Annotated in this window: 15 protein-coding genes, 1 tRNA gene and 1 pseudogene; 10 read left to right on the forward strand and 7 right to left on the reverse strand. The window is 41.6% G+C overall.

The window, feature by feature from the left end; all coding sequences use genetic code 11:
• Positions 1-28: 28 nt before the first annotated feature.
• The 3 genes from GNE10_RS07900 to psbX form a co-directional block, all read right to left on the reverse strand.
• On the reverse strand, positions 29-586 hold the full coding sequence (locus tag GNE10_RS07900; protein WP_185564397.1) for a PD40 domain-containing protein: 558 nt from the start codon (positions 584-586) through the stop codon (positions 29-31).
• A 46-nt stretch (positions 587-632) separates the two neighbouring features.
• On the reverse strand, positions 633-1,553 hold the full coding sequence (locus GNE10_RS07905; protein WP_185564399.1) for a Ycf66 family protein: 921 nt from the start codon (positions 1,551-1,553) through the stop codon (positions 633-635).
• Positions 1,554-1,801: 248 nt separating this feature from the next.
• Positions 1,802-1,921: a photosystem II reaction center X protein gene (gene psbX / locus GNE10_RS07910; RefSeq protein ID WP_185564401.1), complete on the reverse strand. Its 120-nt coding sequence runs from the start codon at positions 1,919-1,921 to the stop codon at positions 1,802-1,804.
• A gap of 267 nt (positions 1,922-2,188) precedes the next feature.
• Here psbX and GNE10_RS07915 point away from each other — a divergent pair, with 267 nt between their 5' ends.
• Positions 2,189-2,482 carry a YggT family protein gene (locus GNE10_RS07915; RefSeq protein WP_185564428.1) on the forward strand — a complete coding sequence of 98 codons (294 nt, stop codon included), beginning with the start codon at positions 2,189-2,191 and terminating at the stop codon, positions 2,480-2,482.
• A gap of 114 nt (positions 2,483-2,596) precedes the next feature.
• Here GNE10_RS07915 and accC read toward each other — a convergent pair whose 3' ends face one another.
• On the reverse strand, positions 2,597-3,940 hold the full coding sequence (gene accC / locus GNE10_RS07920; RefSeq protein WP_185564402.1) for an acetyl-CoA carboxylase biotin carboxylase subunit: 1,344 nt from the start codon (positions 3,938-3,940) through the stop codon (positions 2,597-2,599).
• A 422-nt stretch (positions 3,941-4,362) separates the two neighbouring features.
• Here accC and GNE10_RS07925 point away from each other — a divergent pair.
• The 8 genes from GNE10_RS07925 to GNE10_RS07960 all read left to right on the forward strand — a co-directional run bounded on the left by GNE10_RS07925 (position 4,363) and on the right by GNE10_RS07960 (position 11,293).
• Positions 4,363-4,443: transfer RNA gene (locus tag GNE10_RS07925), tRNA-Leu, on the forward strand.
• A 227-nt stretch (positions 4,444-4,670) separates the two neighbouring features.
• Positions 4,671-5,300 (forward strand): chorismate lyase, encoded by a 630-nt coding sequence (locus GNE10_RS07930; RefSeq protein ID WP_099069028.1) that lies wholly within the window; start codon positions 4,671-4,673, stop codon positions 5,298-5,300.
• A 974-nt stretch (positions 5,301-6,274) separates the two neighbouring features.
• Positions 6,275-7,969 (forward strand): DUF3352 domain-containing protein, encoded by a 1,695-nt coding sequence (locus GNE10_RS07935; protein ID WP_185564404.1) that lies wholly within the window; start codon positions 6,275-6,277, stop codon positions 7,967-7,969.
• A 247-nt stretch (positions 7,970-8,216) separates the two neighbouring features.
• A complete protein-coding gene (gene ccsB / locus GNE10_RS07940; RefSeq protein WP_185564406.1) occupies positions 8,217-9,290 on the forward strand; it encodes a c-type cytochrome biogenesis protein CcsB in 1,074 nt (357 codons plus the stop codon).
• Positions 9,291-9,476: 186 nt separating this feature from the next.
• Positions 9,477-9,785, forward strand: coding sequence for a KGK domain-containing protein (locus GNE10_RS07945; protein ID WP_185564408.1), 309 nt, complete (start codon positions 9,477-9,479; stop codon positions 9,783-9,785).
• 152 nt (positions 9,786-9,937) lie between these two features.
• A complete protein-coding gene (locus GNE10_RS07950) occupies positions 9,938-10,675 on the forward strand; it encodes a Uma2 family endonuclease (RefSeq protein ID WP_185564410.1) in 738 nt (245 codons plus the stop codon).
• Positions 10,676-10,768: 93 nt separating this feature from the next.
• Positions 10,769-11,047 (forward strand): DUF2281 domain-containing protein, encoded by a 279-nt coding sequence (locus tag GNE10_RS07955; protein WP_185564412.1) that lies wholly within the window; start codon positions 10,769-10,771, stop codon positions 11,045-11,047.
• A gap of 99 nt (positions 11,048-11,146) precedes the next feature.
• Positions 11,147-11,293, forward strand: coding sequence for a hypothetical protein (locus GNE10_RS07960; RefSeq protein WP_185564413.1), 147 nt, complete (start codon positions 11,147-11,149; stop codon positions 11,291-11,293).
• 76 nt (positions 11,294-11,369) lie between these two features.
• On the opposite strand, the gene GNE10_RS35360 is transcribed toward GNE10_RS07960, so the two are convergent.
• Positions 11,370-13,172: a tetratricopeptide repeat protein gene (locus GNE10_RS35360; RefSeq protein WP_221642770.1), complete on the reverse strand. Its 1,803-nt coding sequence runs from the start codon at positions 13,170-13,172 to the stop codon at positions 11,370-11,372.
• A complete protein-coding gene (locus GNE10_RS07970) occupies positions 13,129-14,481 on the reverse strand; it encodes an ATP-binding protein (RefSeq protein ID WP_185564415.1) in 1,353 nt (450 codons plus the stop codon). Before GNE10_RS07970 ends, GNE10_RS35360 begins: the two co-directional genes overlap by 44 nt.
• 196 nt (positions 14,482-14,677) lie before the next feature.
• On the opposite strand from GNE10_RS07970, the pseudogene GNE10_RS35820 reads away from it, so the two are divergent.
• Positions 14,678-14,746, forward strand: a pseudogene (locus GNE10_RS35820) (pyridoxamine 5'-phosphate oxidase); the annotation flags it as partial.
• On the opposite strand, the gene GNE10_RS07975 reads toward GNE10_RS35820, so the two are convergent.
• On the reverse strand, positions 14,732-14,959 hold the full coding sequence (locus tag GNE10_RS07975; RefSeq protein WP_260446835.1) for a hypothetical protein: 228 nt from the start codon (positions 14,957-14,959) through the stop codon (positions 14,732-14,734). The pseudogene GNE10_RS35820 and the gene GNE10_RS07975 sit on opposite strands and share 15 nt — an antisense overlap.
• Between the last annotated feature and the right edge of the window lie 185 nt (positions 14,960-15,144).

Here is a 15,144-nt window from a genome sequence, read left to right on the forward strand (position 1 = left end):
CCTCCCCACCTCCCCACCTCCCCACTCCCTACGGAGGCGTCACAGTTGCACCATTAGGAATATCTAACTCTACATTCGGCCCTCGGTCTAGGACTTCAATATCCCACTGACCGCGGCTGGCGCTTTCAAAGACGACATAACGCCCATCTGGGCTAATATTAGGCTTTCTGACCCAACCGCGATAGATTGGGGTGAGGATTTGTGACTGTTGGGTGGCGCGATCGTAAAGTGCCACTACTGGTCTACCTTGGTCGCTAGTAATATAAGCAATGTAACGCCCGGTGAAGCTTAAGCTAGGACTTTCAGCAATGGTTTCCTGTCGGTTTATCCCTGGTGTAGAAATAAAGATTTGCCTTTCCAAATCGTACACCAGTAGCTGCTGATTGCCATTGCGATTTGATACAAACGCTAAAAAGCGCCCATTTCCACTCAAAGCAGGTTGCTCCTCGGTGTAGCGACTGTTGAGGGAAGTAGGCCCTATGGGAATATCGTTAGAACCACAAGATACAAGCAAACTTGTAAAACCAAAAACCAGGCTCCAATGAATTGGTCTTTGGAGCCACAATCTAGGCGTAAATTTTTTCACCTCAAGTGTTTTCCATTGCCCCTAAATCTACCTCACACCAGTTCTTTTAAACATCGTCATCAAAATTAGTTGAATTATCTGGCCCTTCATTAGGCTTTTCAATTGGGTTGTATGGTACATATTCAGTTGGAATCGCATCATCATCTTCGCGGGGTCGTCGAGGAGTTGAGTCAGTGGTTGGACGACGCCTTCTTGGTCTGGGAGCAACATCATCCTCGCGGCTTTCTGGTCGCTGGGGCCCATTACTACCACGGCGAGATGGTTTTCTCGATTCACCACCCGAACTTTCCCAATCATCAACTTCCCTGGATGAAGAACCCCAGTTTTCATCTTCAAAACTTGGAGAAGGACGACTCACTGGACGCCCAGAAGTACGCCGCCGCGTTTTATCACTTGGATTTTGTCTTTCATTATTATTGCTGTTGCGGCGTTCTGAACGACGAGGGGATTGATCCTCGTAGTAGTCATCACGAGTTGAAATGTCATCTCTGCTAGCGCGAATTCGAGGACGCATAGGGCGTTCTTCTTCCTCTTCATAAGGCAGCGGCTCTAAGTCGTCATCCATCTCAGCTTGATACTTCCTGCGATTGCGGTTGTAGGAATAATTTCCACTTACCTCTCGCTCATCATCCACAATGGGAGTGTTGCGCTTAGCTTGCTGGGTGGCTATACTTCGTAGTCGAATACTTTCAACCGCAAAAAACACAGTTGTGCCCACTAAAAGCAATTGACCAAATTGAAGAATCGGGTCTAGTCGCCATCCTTGGAAGATGAGAATGAAGCCGCATAGCAAACCCACTGCCGCAAAAAAGATATCTTGATCTCGTGACAGTTCTGGGCGTACAGTGCGGAGAAAATACAGTGCTGCCCCAGCCACAGCCAGGAAAATTCCTAGAATACTGGCTGAGTTCGCCCCAAAATTTACCTGAGCCAGAATACTGGCTGAGTTCAGCCCAAAATTTATCATTGCTGTTTTCCCAATATCAAATCTATGTTAGCGAGTCACAATTAAAATCACTACTCTAATTAGTCATCATAATATTGAAGCTTCAAAGCCTCTGGCAAAGAAGCTCTGAAGCTGTTTACCGAAAACTGAAAAAATGTTTTCTCAGCTACAAGTCTCCCAATCGCAAAAACTGGCGCTTTTGATGCAATGATTGAAGTAAATAGCTGAGAAATAATCCTTTGTGAGAGCCTATTCGACAATCCGAAGGATTATGAACGCTGAATTTTATCTTTTTGGCTAATGAAAATCAGAGCGCCTGTAATGGGGATCACAACAATTGCAGCACCCCAAAAGAGACTCCAAAGAAAATTTGCTAAAGCGGGCGTCATAGTTCTCAACCTTTTTTTACACACTTCATCACTAATTTTAATAGTGTAGTACTTTCTTGAGAAGCCTCTAGGTGGCAACTGCTAAAGTCGAAAATTGTTATTTCTCAAGTAATGCTCAGTAAATTCAGTGCCCAGTTGTTCTCTATTGAAATAAAATTGTAATGAGAGTGCTTTACAAAGCTTCAAATTTGCTGGTGTTAGCAAAGCGCGGCTTGCCGTTCGCCCAAGTGTTTTGTTTATTCACGAGATAGTTAGTTGTTTAAACCCATGACTGGTGTTGACTTGACCGCTTGGATTCTCGGCCCCCTGTTAGGGCTGATGACATTTTTATTTATATTTCGGATTATTCTCACTTGGTATCCACAAGTCGATCTCAATCGTTTGCCCTTTAATTTAATAGCTTGGCCCACTGAACCATTTTTAATCCCAGTACGAAAACTCGTACCCCCCATCGGCGGAGTGGACATTACCCCCATCATTTGGGTTGCTATTTTTACCCTGGCACGAGAAATTCTGCTAGGCCAGCAAGGATTATTAACCATGCTGGCTCATGTGAATTAGATGTGGGCATGGGGCATTGGGCATGGGGCATGGGGCAAAGGGCATAGCGCAAGGGGCAAACAAAGATCCCTCCTTTTCCCTTTTCCCTTTCCCCTTTCCCCAAGCGTTGCCACCCTACCCGTTCATCTCCTGCACAAAATTTGTATACACATTACCCTGCAAAAACTGTGGAGTTTCCATGATTTTCTGGTGAAACCCGATAGTAGTGGGTAACCCAGTAATGGCACATTCCCGTAGTGCGCGTTTCATACGGTTAATCGCAGTAGGACGATCTGACCCCCAAACAATTAACTTGCCAATCAAAGAATCGTAATAAGGGGGAATTTGGTAATCTGTGTAAACGTGGGAATCAATGCGAACACCAGGGCCTCCAGGAGGAAGATAGCCGCTGATCCTCCCCGGAGATGGGCGAAAATCATGATCTGGGTCTTCAGCATTAATTCGACATTCGATGGCATGACCTCGTAAAACTACTTGGTCTTGGGTAAGCTTTAGTCTTTCCCCTTGGGCAACCCGGATTTGTTCGGCAACTAAGTCTACTCCAGTAATCATCTCTGTTACAGGATGTTCTACTTGAATCCGGGTGTTCATTTCCATAAAGTAAAATTTACCGAATTTATCCAAGAGAAACTCTATGGTGCCCGCCCCAGTGTAGTTAATAAATTGGGCCGCTTTCACAGCAGCTTGTCCCATTTTCTCGCGCAAGTCTGGGTCAAGAGCTGGACTCGGAGCCTCTTCCAGTAACTTTTGATTCCGGCGCTGAATAGAGCAATCTCGTTCCCCCAAGTGGATGACATTGCCGTAGTTATCTGCCAAAACTTGAAATTCTATGTGCCGAGGACGTTCAATAAATTTTTCTATGTAAACGCCAGAATTACCAAAAGCTGCTCCTGCTTCTCCTTGGGCTGCTAGGAAAAGTTTGACAAATTCGTCTTCAGAACGCACCAAGCGCATACCCCGGCCACCGCCACCTGCTGTGGCTTTAATCATCACTGGATAGCCGATATCCTTAGCGAGTTGTAATCCCTCTTGCTCGGATTCTACCAACCCATTACTACCGGGTACTGTCGGAACTCCAGCTTTTTGCATGGTTTCTTTGGCAGTGGATTTATCCCCCATCAGCCTGATAGCTTCGGGAGTTGGGCCGATAAAGGCAATGTCATGGGCAGCACAAATTTCTGCAAATTTAGCATTTTCAGCCAAAAACCCATAACCTGGATGAATAGCAGTGGCGTTGCGGGTCAATGCAGCAGCAATGATATTGGGAATATTCAAATAACTCTTACTGCTAGCAGGTTCGCCAATGCAAACCGCTTCATCAGCAAGTTGAACGTGGAGAGCATTACGGTCAACACTAGAGTGAACCGCAACTGTCGCAATTCCCATTTCTTCACAGGCGCGGAGAATGCGAAGCGCGATTTCTCCCCGATTGGCAATTAATATTTTGTCAAACTTCATTTTGGAGTTTCGATATTAGTACCAGTAGATTGACATTTTCTCCCATCTGATGTGCAACAACGCTTTCGCGTTATTTCAAATTATGACAGGAGATTTCCAACCTTCATCTTCACCAAAGTCAAGAATTGGGCTTGCTGCCTCTAGGAGGCTTAACTAGATTAACAACATTGCCGTTGCTAATCTTGGCAAGTTTCCCGAATTAGTTTTTCCCTCAAAAGGCGTCACCTGATAAACGACACCTTTTGTCCCTCATTGTGCCTCTTAACAGTAGCTCTAACCCTTTTAATATCACTTGTGCATCTGCTACATTTCTGTCAGCCAGATACCGCCTTGAGGAAATTTATGAAACCGTACACTGAAATTGAGAACTCATCTTACTATAATTATTTTCTTGTGCTATAGTCTATATTCAGACAACATGCGCGGATGTGGCGGAATTGGTATACGCGCACGCTTGAGGTGCGTGTGGCTTTGCCTTGCGAGTTCGAGTCTCGCCATCCGCATTTTGAATTTATTAATCAAGGGTCAATAGCCAAAGGATTGAAACACCTGAGGTTGTTGACCCTTAAATCGTAAAAGGGCAGAGGGTGTGGGGAGAATAATAACTTCCCACTCATGAGTCAACAGTCACCAGTCAACATGCCCGATACCCAATGACTAATGACTAATGACTAATGACTCTATTGTTTTTTATGCTTTTATAGAGATAGGTGAAGTTTTGTAAAAAACATTGACTATTACTTTTACGCCAACGAACAACTTAACACTGCCAGGGGCTTGGCATCGCTTGACTCCGATTTGGCAAGGAGGGGAGGAAGTAATTCAAAAAAGTTTGCCTCACACTCAGCTTGCACCAGCTTGGCAGCTACTACTTTTGGGGGATGGTTCGCCAACACGTCATTTAGAATTGCTTACAGGCGAGCCTACAGAAGTAGATGTCATTGATATGTCATTGATTGGTATGGACTTGGATAATGCTCCTGATTTAATCCAAGCTGTACCAGGGCCGCGATTACGGCGACAGGTGTGGCTGCGTACTGCTTCTGGTCAGCGATTGGCCTATGCGACTTCTTGGTGGGAAGCCAGCCATGTAGATGAGTATTTGCAAAATCGCTCATTACCTATTTGGGCTAGTTTAGCTCGTCTCCGCACGGAGTTGTATCGCGATGTGCGAGGTATTTATTACGGTTACTCTCCAGCGCTACAGTCAGGTTTTAACGTCAACGGGCCTTTTTGGGGCCGCCACTATCTATTCTGGCATCACGGACAGCCGCTTACCTTGATTTATGAAGTTTTTTCGCCTTATTTAACGAAATATTTGGGCCCTATGCAGTTAAGTGGTGTGAATGCTGAGGTATAGTCGCGAAAAAGCTACAATTTGGGTAATTTGTAGTAGAAACGCAGAATTTTGTGTCTCTACTAAAATATTGCAAATTCCCAGATTGATTTTTAATTATTCAGGACTTACGCAATAACTACGATTTTAGGTTATTACGAGCAAAGCGTACTCCACGGAGAAGCAAGCTACGCGTTGGCGAAGCGTCTTGTAGAGAAGTAATCGCCAAAAACTCTGGGATTGCTGCCCAATACTACGTTCCAGTGGCAATGACAAAATAGTGCTTGCGTAAGCCTTATTATTTGATTTTTGATTTCCAAAAATTAGCAGTTAGTTTTCAGCAAAAATAACATTCGTTTGAGATTTAAATAATACAAGTTAACGAAAATTATAATTCAATCACATATTTGGATTCTAACATCGGTAACCGATACAAGTTAATGAATACTGAATTATTCTAAGTTAGATAAAGTTAAAACAACAGATAACAGTTGTGTAATTATCAGGAAGTACAATTTGCTAATGACTTGCAGCTTTGTCAACTTAGTTATATCCTCGAAGTGCCTGAAATAACGAATTGAAGTATCGAAAACTTTCGCAAAGGCATCCGTTTCAAGGAAGCGTTCTGCGAAATTCAACAAAGCATGTTAAAAAAGGTAACTAACCACTAAAACAGCGTTTTTGAAACAGTACGAAAATTGATTACGGAAATACAATCTATGTCGAGGGTGGAAAAATTTATCGACTTGGCTACCCTAAATAACGAGAAACTTTTTGGTTGACCGTGCTGATTTGAGATTATTGTGGTTTATGCTCCATGCCTTGTGTGTGGAACAAATCCAAAACTTAAAATCCTCAAACTCCTACCTAGAGTAGTCGGGGTCAATCCAAAATCGTTCGACTGAGCGGAGTCGAAGTCTAAAATTTAAAATCCAAAATTGATTGACTGAAGCAATCAAGTGAGTAATGAGTTTGCAAGTATGAGGTATTAGGTTTCAATGGCACCGCCTCTTGTGTCTGTTCCCATGAAGAAAAATCAGAAACCGTCTTTGGTGCTGACGCTATCGTCTGCTGGGTTATTAATTGCTGCGGGCAGTGCAGCATACTGGTTACAAAGACAACCATCTTGGAATGATTTGCTAGTAGGTGCAAATATTATTCCTGGTGATGCTTTGTTTGCGGTTTCCTTAACAACAGATCCCCAACAATGGCAGAAATTACGGGAGTTGGGGACAAAAGAAACGCAAGCAGAACTAGATAAAAATTTAGTGCAGTGGCGCGATCGCTTTCTCACCAATAATGGTTACGACTTCCAGAAAGATATTGCTCCTTGGGTAGGCAATAACATTACAATTGCCATTCTCGCACCACAAACAACGAATAAATCTGTCCCTAAACCAGTTACCACCGATGCAGATGTAACTGGGGATCAGCAGTCAATGGTAATGGTATTGCCAGTCAAAAACCCAGAAATAGCAAAAAGCATCTTCGCACAACCCAAAAGTCTCAAACAAGGCCAATGGGTTGACCGCACTTATCAAGGAATTGCCATTAAACAAAATCAGGGACAATCAGGAGAAAACTTTTCGGCAGCATTGCTAGATGGACGTTTCTTGGTGATAACTGATAGTCCTAAAGCCACAGAAAGAACCATTGATGCCTACAAAAATCAAACATCCCTGGTGACAACAGGGGGATTTGCCGAAAATTTTCCGAAAATCGCCAATAACCAACCTTTTGCTCAATTTTACGTCAACATACCAACAACAGCCAAAATAGCCGCAGCTTCTCCAAACCGTCCTTTACCTGCTCAAGTTTTAGCTCAACTGCAAAATAACCAAGGTTTAGGGGCAACAATGACCTTAGAGCCAGAAGGAATTCGCTTAAAAGCTGTTTCTTGGCTCAACCCTAATAGTCAACGAGTGTTAGCAGTGGAAAACAAAGCTGGGAAAATGCAAAGCCGCGTACCAGCAGAAACCTTAATGATGTTTTCTGGCGGAAACTTGCAGCGATCGTGGGCAGAATATGTTTTAACATCCCAAGGAAATCCTCTTTCACCGATCGCACCAGAACAACTGCGGAATGGTGTAAAATCTCTTACCGACCTCGATTTAGATAAAGATTTACTCAGTTGGATGAAAGGCGAGTTTTCTTTATCACTGATTCCCAATACACCAAAACAAGGTTCACCAGATAATTTTCGTGTCGGTTTACTGTTCATGGTACAGACAAGCGACCGCAAATCCGCAGAAGCATCCATCAGTAAACTTGATGAAGTAATGTCAAATCAATACCAATTCCAAATCCAGCCAGGGAAAGTGGCAAATCAACCTGTTGTTAATTGGATATCACCCTATGGTACGCTAACAGCCACCCACGGCTGGTTAGATGAAAACATCGCCTTTTTTGTAGTGGGCGCTCCCATCACTGATAAAATTCTTCCGAAACCCAACAACACACTAGCTACTACTCTGCCCTTCCAGCAAACAGTTCCAACACAACTGAATCCGACAAACGGTCAATTTTACCTGGATGTAGAACGAACCGCGAAAAATTTTCCCTTACCAACTTTGATTCCCAATCAACAAACTTTGTTAAACGCAACACGCTCAATTGGTATGACATCTGCCGTCAGCGACAGTCGTAGTAATCGTTATGACATTTTCATAGCACTTAAAAAAGTGGGTGGATAGGGGAAAGGGGAAAGGGGAAAGGGGAAAGGGTAAAGGAAAGATCCCCCCAATACTGTTTGCGTTTTGCATTTTTCACTTGGCATTGGGGTTGGGGTAAAGGTTAAAGGTTTTTTCTTTCCCTTTTCCCCTTCCCCTTTCCCCTACCCGAAGGGTTTTGCCCCATTCCCCATTCCCCATTGCCCATTAAGCAGATAGGATCAGAACAGTCAGAATTGATATTTTAAAGAATCCACGGAGAGAAGAGTTTATGAATCTGGTTGTACTCCAGAACTGGCTGGACAATGCGTCCTTTGCCGTTTTATTCCTGACGATGCTGGTGTATTGGGGGGGAGCGGCTTTTCCGAATCTGCCTTATCTAGCCGCTTTGGGGACAGCTGGGATGGCGATCGCTAATTTGTGTATGGCTACACTATTAGGGGCACGATGGATAGAAGCGGGTTATTTTCCCCTTAGCAATTTGTATGAATCTTTGTTTTTCTTAACTTGGGGAATTACCACAGTTCATCTGATTGCTGAAAATACTAGCCGTAGCCGCTTGGTTGGGGTTGCTACAGCTCCTGTGGCAATGGGGATTGTGGCTTTTGCTACCCTGACATTACCAGCCCAAATGCAAATGTCGGAGCCTTTGGTACCTGCTTTGAAGTCAAATTGGCTGATGATGCATGTCAGCGTTATGATGTTGAGTTATGCCGCTTTGATGGTAGGTTCGCTGTTAGCGATCGCTTTTCTAATTGTGACTCGCGGCCAAAACATCCAACTACAAGGCAGTTCTGTTGGTACTGGTGGCTATCGCAGCAACGGCTACCGCTTACACAAAGCAGGTGAACTGATTTCTGAGCCAGCAGCACCCCCTGTAGAAAATAATGGCTTTGCTCGCTTTGAAAGTAGTAGCAATGGTAACGGTAACGCTAACACTGCTGTTTTGGGTTTAGTCACAACAACCCCAGTCGCAAATCCCAAATCTGAAATCCCAGATTCCGAACCCCTTTCACCCCAACGCCTTAGCCTTGCTGAAACCCTTGATAACATTAGCTATCGCATCATCGGACTAGGATTTCCCCTGCTGACAATTGGCATTATTGCTGGTGGCGTTTGGGCTAACGAAGCTTGGGGTTCCTATTGGAGTTGGGATCCTAAAGAAACTTGGGCGTTAATCACTTGGTTAGTTTTCGCCGCCTACCTCCACGCCAGAATTACTCGTGGTTGGCAAGGCCGTCGTCCAGCAATTTTAGCTGCTACTGGCTTTGTGGTTGTTTGGGTTTGCTATCTGGGTGTAAATCTTTTGGGTAAAGGCTTACATTCTTACGGTTGGTTTTTCTAAAAAACTCGCCAAAATATAGCAATCCTATTTCAGTTGTCAAAAATATCAGTGGTGGCTGTTGACTGTTAACAGTTAACAGTCATCAAGCAAAGCAGATTACAGCCACCAAATCTACAAAATCATCATTTTATTTCGGATGTGCTGCTAAATCTTTGGAAAAGATAGATTTAGTCACAGGAGATTTTTATGATAGATGGATTTGAGATACTAAATCACGATGAAGTTGTGTCTATAGAACCAGACACTTTTAATAAGTTAAACATTGCTAAAACTTTTAAAGTGCGTGATTTGATTGCTGCAATTAAGGATTATATTGGCGCAGAAAATACCAATGAAGCAGATTTGTATACTCAAGGATTAAATTGTGAAGTTTTACAATTTAGCACTCAGGGATGGAAAAAAGGAAAAGTTAGACTTGCTTTAGAATTTTGTCCTGAGGGTTCTGAATCACCACTTGAGGAAATTTTTCAAAAGCTCAAACAAGTAGAAAATTAATATCCAATTAGCAAAAGAACCCCGATTTATTAAATAAGTCGGGTTTCTTTGCCTCTTGATGTTTAAAAATAAAAATAGGATGTGCTGAGTTCGTATCAAAATTAATTAATAAAATAAAGATGTACTAATAACTGAGGAACGGTAAATCCATCATGGTAAATTACGATCTATCAGCTCGTTTGCCCTCTTCAAAAGAACTACCTGACTCTGACGATACCCCAGTAGATAATCAATTACAAAAATCAATTCCTGATTTACTCAGAAGCTTATTAGCAATGGCTTGGGCAGATAGCATGGATTGGTTTTTTGGTATTCGCATGGGTATTTATTACGACCCAAATTTACCAGCGATAGTCCCAGATGCGTTTTTGAGTTTGGGCGTTAAGCGATTTTATGATGAAAATCTCCGTCCCAGTTATGTGCTTTGGGAAGAAAAGAAACTACCGATATTAGTACTTGAGGTAGTTTCTCACATAGATCGCGGTGAGTACTCAACCAAAAAGGCAGAGTACGCAAGATTGGGGTTTTTGTATTATGTAATTTACAACCCATTTCGTGACGAAAATTCACGTTTAGAAGTTTATAAATTAGTTAATAATGCTTATGAATTACTTAATGGCGATGTCTACGACGGGCTATGCCTACGCGTTTGGTTGCCAGAGATAGGTTTAGGAATTGGCATAGAACGAGGAACTTATCTTGGCATACCACGGGAGTGGATGTATTGGTATAGTCAACAAGGACAAAGGTTTTTAACACCAGAAGAAGATAGAAAACTTGCTCAACAACAAGCTCAACAGACAAAACAACAAGCTCAACAAGCAGAACAAAAAGCTCAATTATTAGCAGAACAGTTGCGATCGCTCGGCATAGATCCTGATTTAATCTAAAATCGAGTTTAAAGACTCATCCACGAATATTAAAGCCTCATTACAGCAATTTTCTTATAATGTAATCGTATCTCATCTAGCAGAGGTAAAACTATGACTATTGAACAAACAGTTCTACAAACATTCCGAGAATTACCACCAGATAAACAGCAAGAAGTTTTAGATTTTATTCAATTTCTCAAATATAAATTATCAGTTAAAAAACCATTTTCTATATCTGAACATCAAAAAACTTTAAGAGAAAGTAAAGAAATTACTGATTTTTGGTCAGCTTTACAAGACTTTAGACAAAGGGTTGATTTAGAAAGTATTGATGATGACACTTTTGAAAATCTACGGGATAAGTCACCAGGAAGAGAAGTTAATTTATGAGTCTAAAGTATTTACTAGATACTAATATTTTGTCGGAGGCTAAACGACCTCATCCCAACGAGAAAGTAATGGAAAAGCTAAGGTTATAAAGACTCTCGCGTGAATATCAAAGACTCGCCGACGAATATCAAAGACTCTCGCGTGAATATCAAAGACTCGCCGACGAATATCAAAGATTCTCACGCGAATATCAAAGACTCATTCATGAGTATCCAAGACTCATTACAGCAGTTTTCATTTACCTAAATCACACTCTTGCCTTCTTCTTTGCGCCTCTGCGCCTCTGCGTGAAACAAAAAACTTTCCGTGCTGTAATTACGAATTACGAATTACGAATTATCCTATCAAGACTCACCCTCACACTTTCAGCGTCCGGTGACTTCAATCGCTGCAAAATCTCTAAAGCTGGCTGCAAATAGGATATCGCTTTAGCGTATTCACCCTGCTGTTCTGCCAAATGTCCTAACCAGCACAGAGTCATTGCTTTGGTTTGGACATCACCAATGCGTTCAGTTATTTCCAAAGACTGATTGAAAAGTGCGATCGCTTGCTCCACTTCCCCTTTGTCGGCGTAGAGCATTCCCAGTTTGTGCAACGTCGCCGCTTTAGTTTTCACATCTCCAATGCGTTCACTTATTTCCAAAGACTGATTGTAGAGTGCGATCGCTTCATCTACTTCTCCTTTGTTAGCGTAGAGAATTCCCAGATTGCTCAACGTCGCCGCTTTGCCTTGGACATTTCCAATGCGTTCTTTTATTTCCAAAGACTGATTGTAGAGTGCGATCGCTTCATCTACTTCTCCTTTGTTAGCGTAGAGAATTCCCAGATTGCTCAACGTCGCCGCTTTGCCTTGGACATCTCCAATGCGTTCTTTTATTTCTAAAGACTGATTGTAAAGTGCGATCGCTTCATCTACTTCCCCTTTGTTGGCGTAAAGAATTCCCAGATTACTCAACATCGCCGCTTTGGTTTGGACATCACCAATGCGTTCAGCTATTTCCAAAGACTGATTGTAGAGTGCGATTGCTTTATCCACATCGCCTTTGTTGGCGTAGATACCTGCTAGGTCGTGCAACGTCGCTGCTTTGGTTTGGACATCACCAATGCGTTCAGCTATTTCCAAAGACTGATTGTAGAGTGCGAGCGCTTTATCCACATCGCCTTTGTTGGCGTAGATACCTGCTAGTTCGTACAACGTCACCGCTTTGCCTTGGACATCACCAATGTGTTCAGTTATTTCCAAAGACTGATTGTAGAGTGCGATCGCTCTATCCCATTTTCCCAAATCATGATATGTGTCACCCAGTTCGTGGAGAACGCTAGCTTTGATTTCTGCTAGATTTTCATCTTCTTCAATCAGCTTCAAAGCTTTTAGCAAAAAATATTCTGCTTTTTCTACCTCAGCAATACTCCTATAAGCTGCCCCTAATTCCTGCAAAATAGTAATGCGGGTACGTACATCTGTTGATTCTTCCATTAGCAAGCGTTCAAGTAAATCAATCCGCTCTTGCCTTTCTCGTAAATCTAAACTTCCTAATATTCTCTCAGACTGAATTGTTTTTTCAATAGCCAACTCTTGAGTAGACTGGACTGTTTGAAAATAAAATATTCCTTTTCTCCATGCCCAAAAATCTGGGGCATATTTTGCCAAACGTGTTAGAGCATGATCTGGTAGAAATATCAGTATAGGGTGAGGAACACTATTAGTAAAAGCGTCTCGGACAAAGTTCAAGTCTTGCAGTACAGGCGGATATTCTCCAGATAAACCAATAGACTTTTCTAAACCAATAACAATTAAAACTAATTTGTTATCTGGTTTTAAATGAATTTCTTTTAAATCACGAATAATTTCATCTCTTAAAAAACGCAAATTAGGATCGGCAAAATCGAGAATTTCAAACTGAATCTCATGACATTGAGGATGGTTGTTGAGGATTTCAATTAAAGTATTTCTATCTTCTGCGAAGTTAACAGCAACGAACCCAATCATTAACTGAGTGTCAGCAAAGTCAATAAAGGTTAACAGTTCCGCTAATGACTGCTGATTTATTTGCACAAAACTTTCTTTTTTTAAATTAAACTCATGGGTTACTTGTGGCTGATTTGACTGCTTCTTGGAAAGCATGGATTTGCCTCACAACTGGATTAACATAATTCCAGCGATTTTTACCGTTGTACTCAAAAACCCAAAGACTGAACAGCATTAACCTGCCTATTTCATCTTTAGAAACATCCTTATTTACACATACCGCAGCCAACGCAGAATAGTATTCTGTTGATATACTCCGCTCAAAATTAAACTGCTCTTGGTTAATCGCATAAATGATGTCATCCGCAGTAACTTTCTCATGCTCACGAGTTGCGGCTGTAAGAAATGCTTGTGATGCTATTTGCATCAATTGGCGGATGTGACCACCGCTTGCTTTCGCTAAATCTACCAATAGTTGACGCGATTCAAACACTGCATCTACTTCAACTCTTTGTTCAATTAAACTCATAATTGCTGTTAGACCATCATCATTATGATCTAGATTGGTTTTGTCTTGTTCAAACTCATATATGTTGACCATCGGCACAATATTGGGAGTGTCGAAGGTATTAGCCAAATTATTTTCAGAATAGACTATAGAAATTGGCGCTGTATAGATAATCGTACAATGTAGACTTTGTAATTGAAAGGCGTAATCACAAAATAAGTGTTTAGCTACATTTGGAGGCACTCTGTCTAAGTTATCAAAAATAATTAGAAATCCTTTTTCATATTCAGGATATTTTGATTTAAGCTTGACAAAAGCATCACCTAGCAACAAATTTATATCTGCTTGTAAACGACCAATATCTTTTTGTAAATTCTGACGAACTGTCTTTCTTTGTTTGTCAGCGCCTTTAATTTGAGCCTGGATTTTACCCAATAGCTTTGAAATAAAGGGAATCTTTATACCTGCTTCCCCCTCAGCACTGATACTTACTGACCTTTCAACTGTTTGTTCGGTTTCTTGAGTAATTTCTTGAAACCAAGACTCAAAATTCTTTAAAAGTTGTGCATCAAAATTTAATTCCGATGAATATAGCACGTCAGCAACTTTTTTAATAATTACCAAATATAAATCTGTGTATTCTGCGTCTAATATATCTAGTTCAGCGTCGGCTTCTATATAAATAACTTTATATTGAGATTCCCATTCTTGCTGAATCTTCCTTAATTCTGTACTTTTACCGCATCCCCGATGTCCAGTAAATAGAAGGCTGCAAAATTCTGTGGGTTCCAGAAAATCTAAGCGCTTTTTAACAGTATTAATTGCCTCTGTCTTGCGGACTTTTGATAAATCAACATAATAACGTTCAATATCTCTATTACTCACTAAAGGAGCTACATCACAAACACGAAAAGCAGCTTTGAGGGTATTAGCACGATTAGCGGGTAAGGAACTCATCAGGTGTTATTTATATGAAAAATTTATATATACATATTTTACAGCACGGGAATCTTAAAGCTTCTTGGCGTTAGAGAACTTTTAGGAATCACTGGCGCTCAACCAAGATTATTGAAATGGTAGTATGTTCAGGAATAGCTGGCGTTAGATTACCAACAGAATTGTATAATTTTTTTTTGCTCCTTAGCGAAGTGCGATCGCCCATGCGCTCCATCACAACCGCAGTCTTGTTTATGCGCGTTACCTGCAACTAGTAACGGTAGAGATGAGATTGATGCCATTCTTGATGCCATTTGCGGATTTGTTCGGCTAAAGCCACAGCACCACCCACAATGCCAACAATGGTAGCGATCGCCGCTAAAGTCCCCTCTTTTTGGGTTGAGACTTCGTAGGTTCCCGATATTCCGGGGATTTCTAGCAATGCTGCGGCTACTGTTGGTGCGTCTTCGCCTTCGATTCCGATTTGAATTTGTGTCATAAAGTTATCTGGGAATTTATACAGGATTTTTATCTCACGCAGAGGCGCAGAGACGCAGAGAGGATTACAAAGTTATCTACTTTGTGTTGTAGTAATTGTCTAAAATAAGGCAACAGATCCAAACTGGAAAATGCAGATTGAATCTGACTTGCAAAAATTATGAATTACATTATTTTATCCACAAT

The organism is Nostoc sp. 2RC (assembly GCF_014222165.1).
GTDB lineage: Bacteria > Cyanobacteriota > Cyanobacteriia > Cyanobacteriales > Nostocaceae > Nostoc > Nostoc linckia.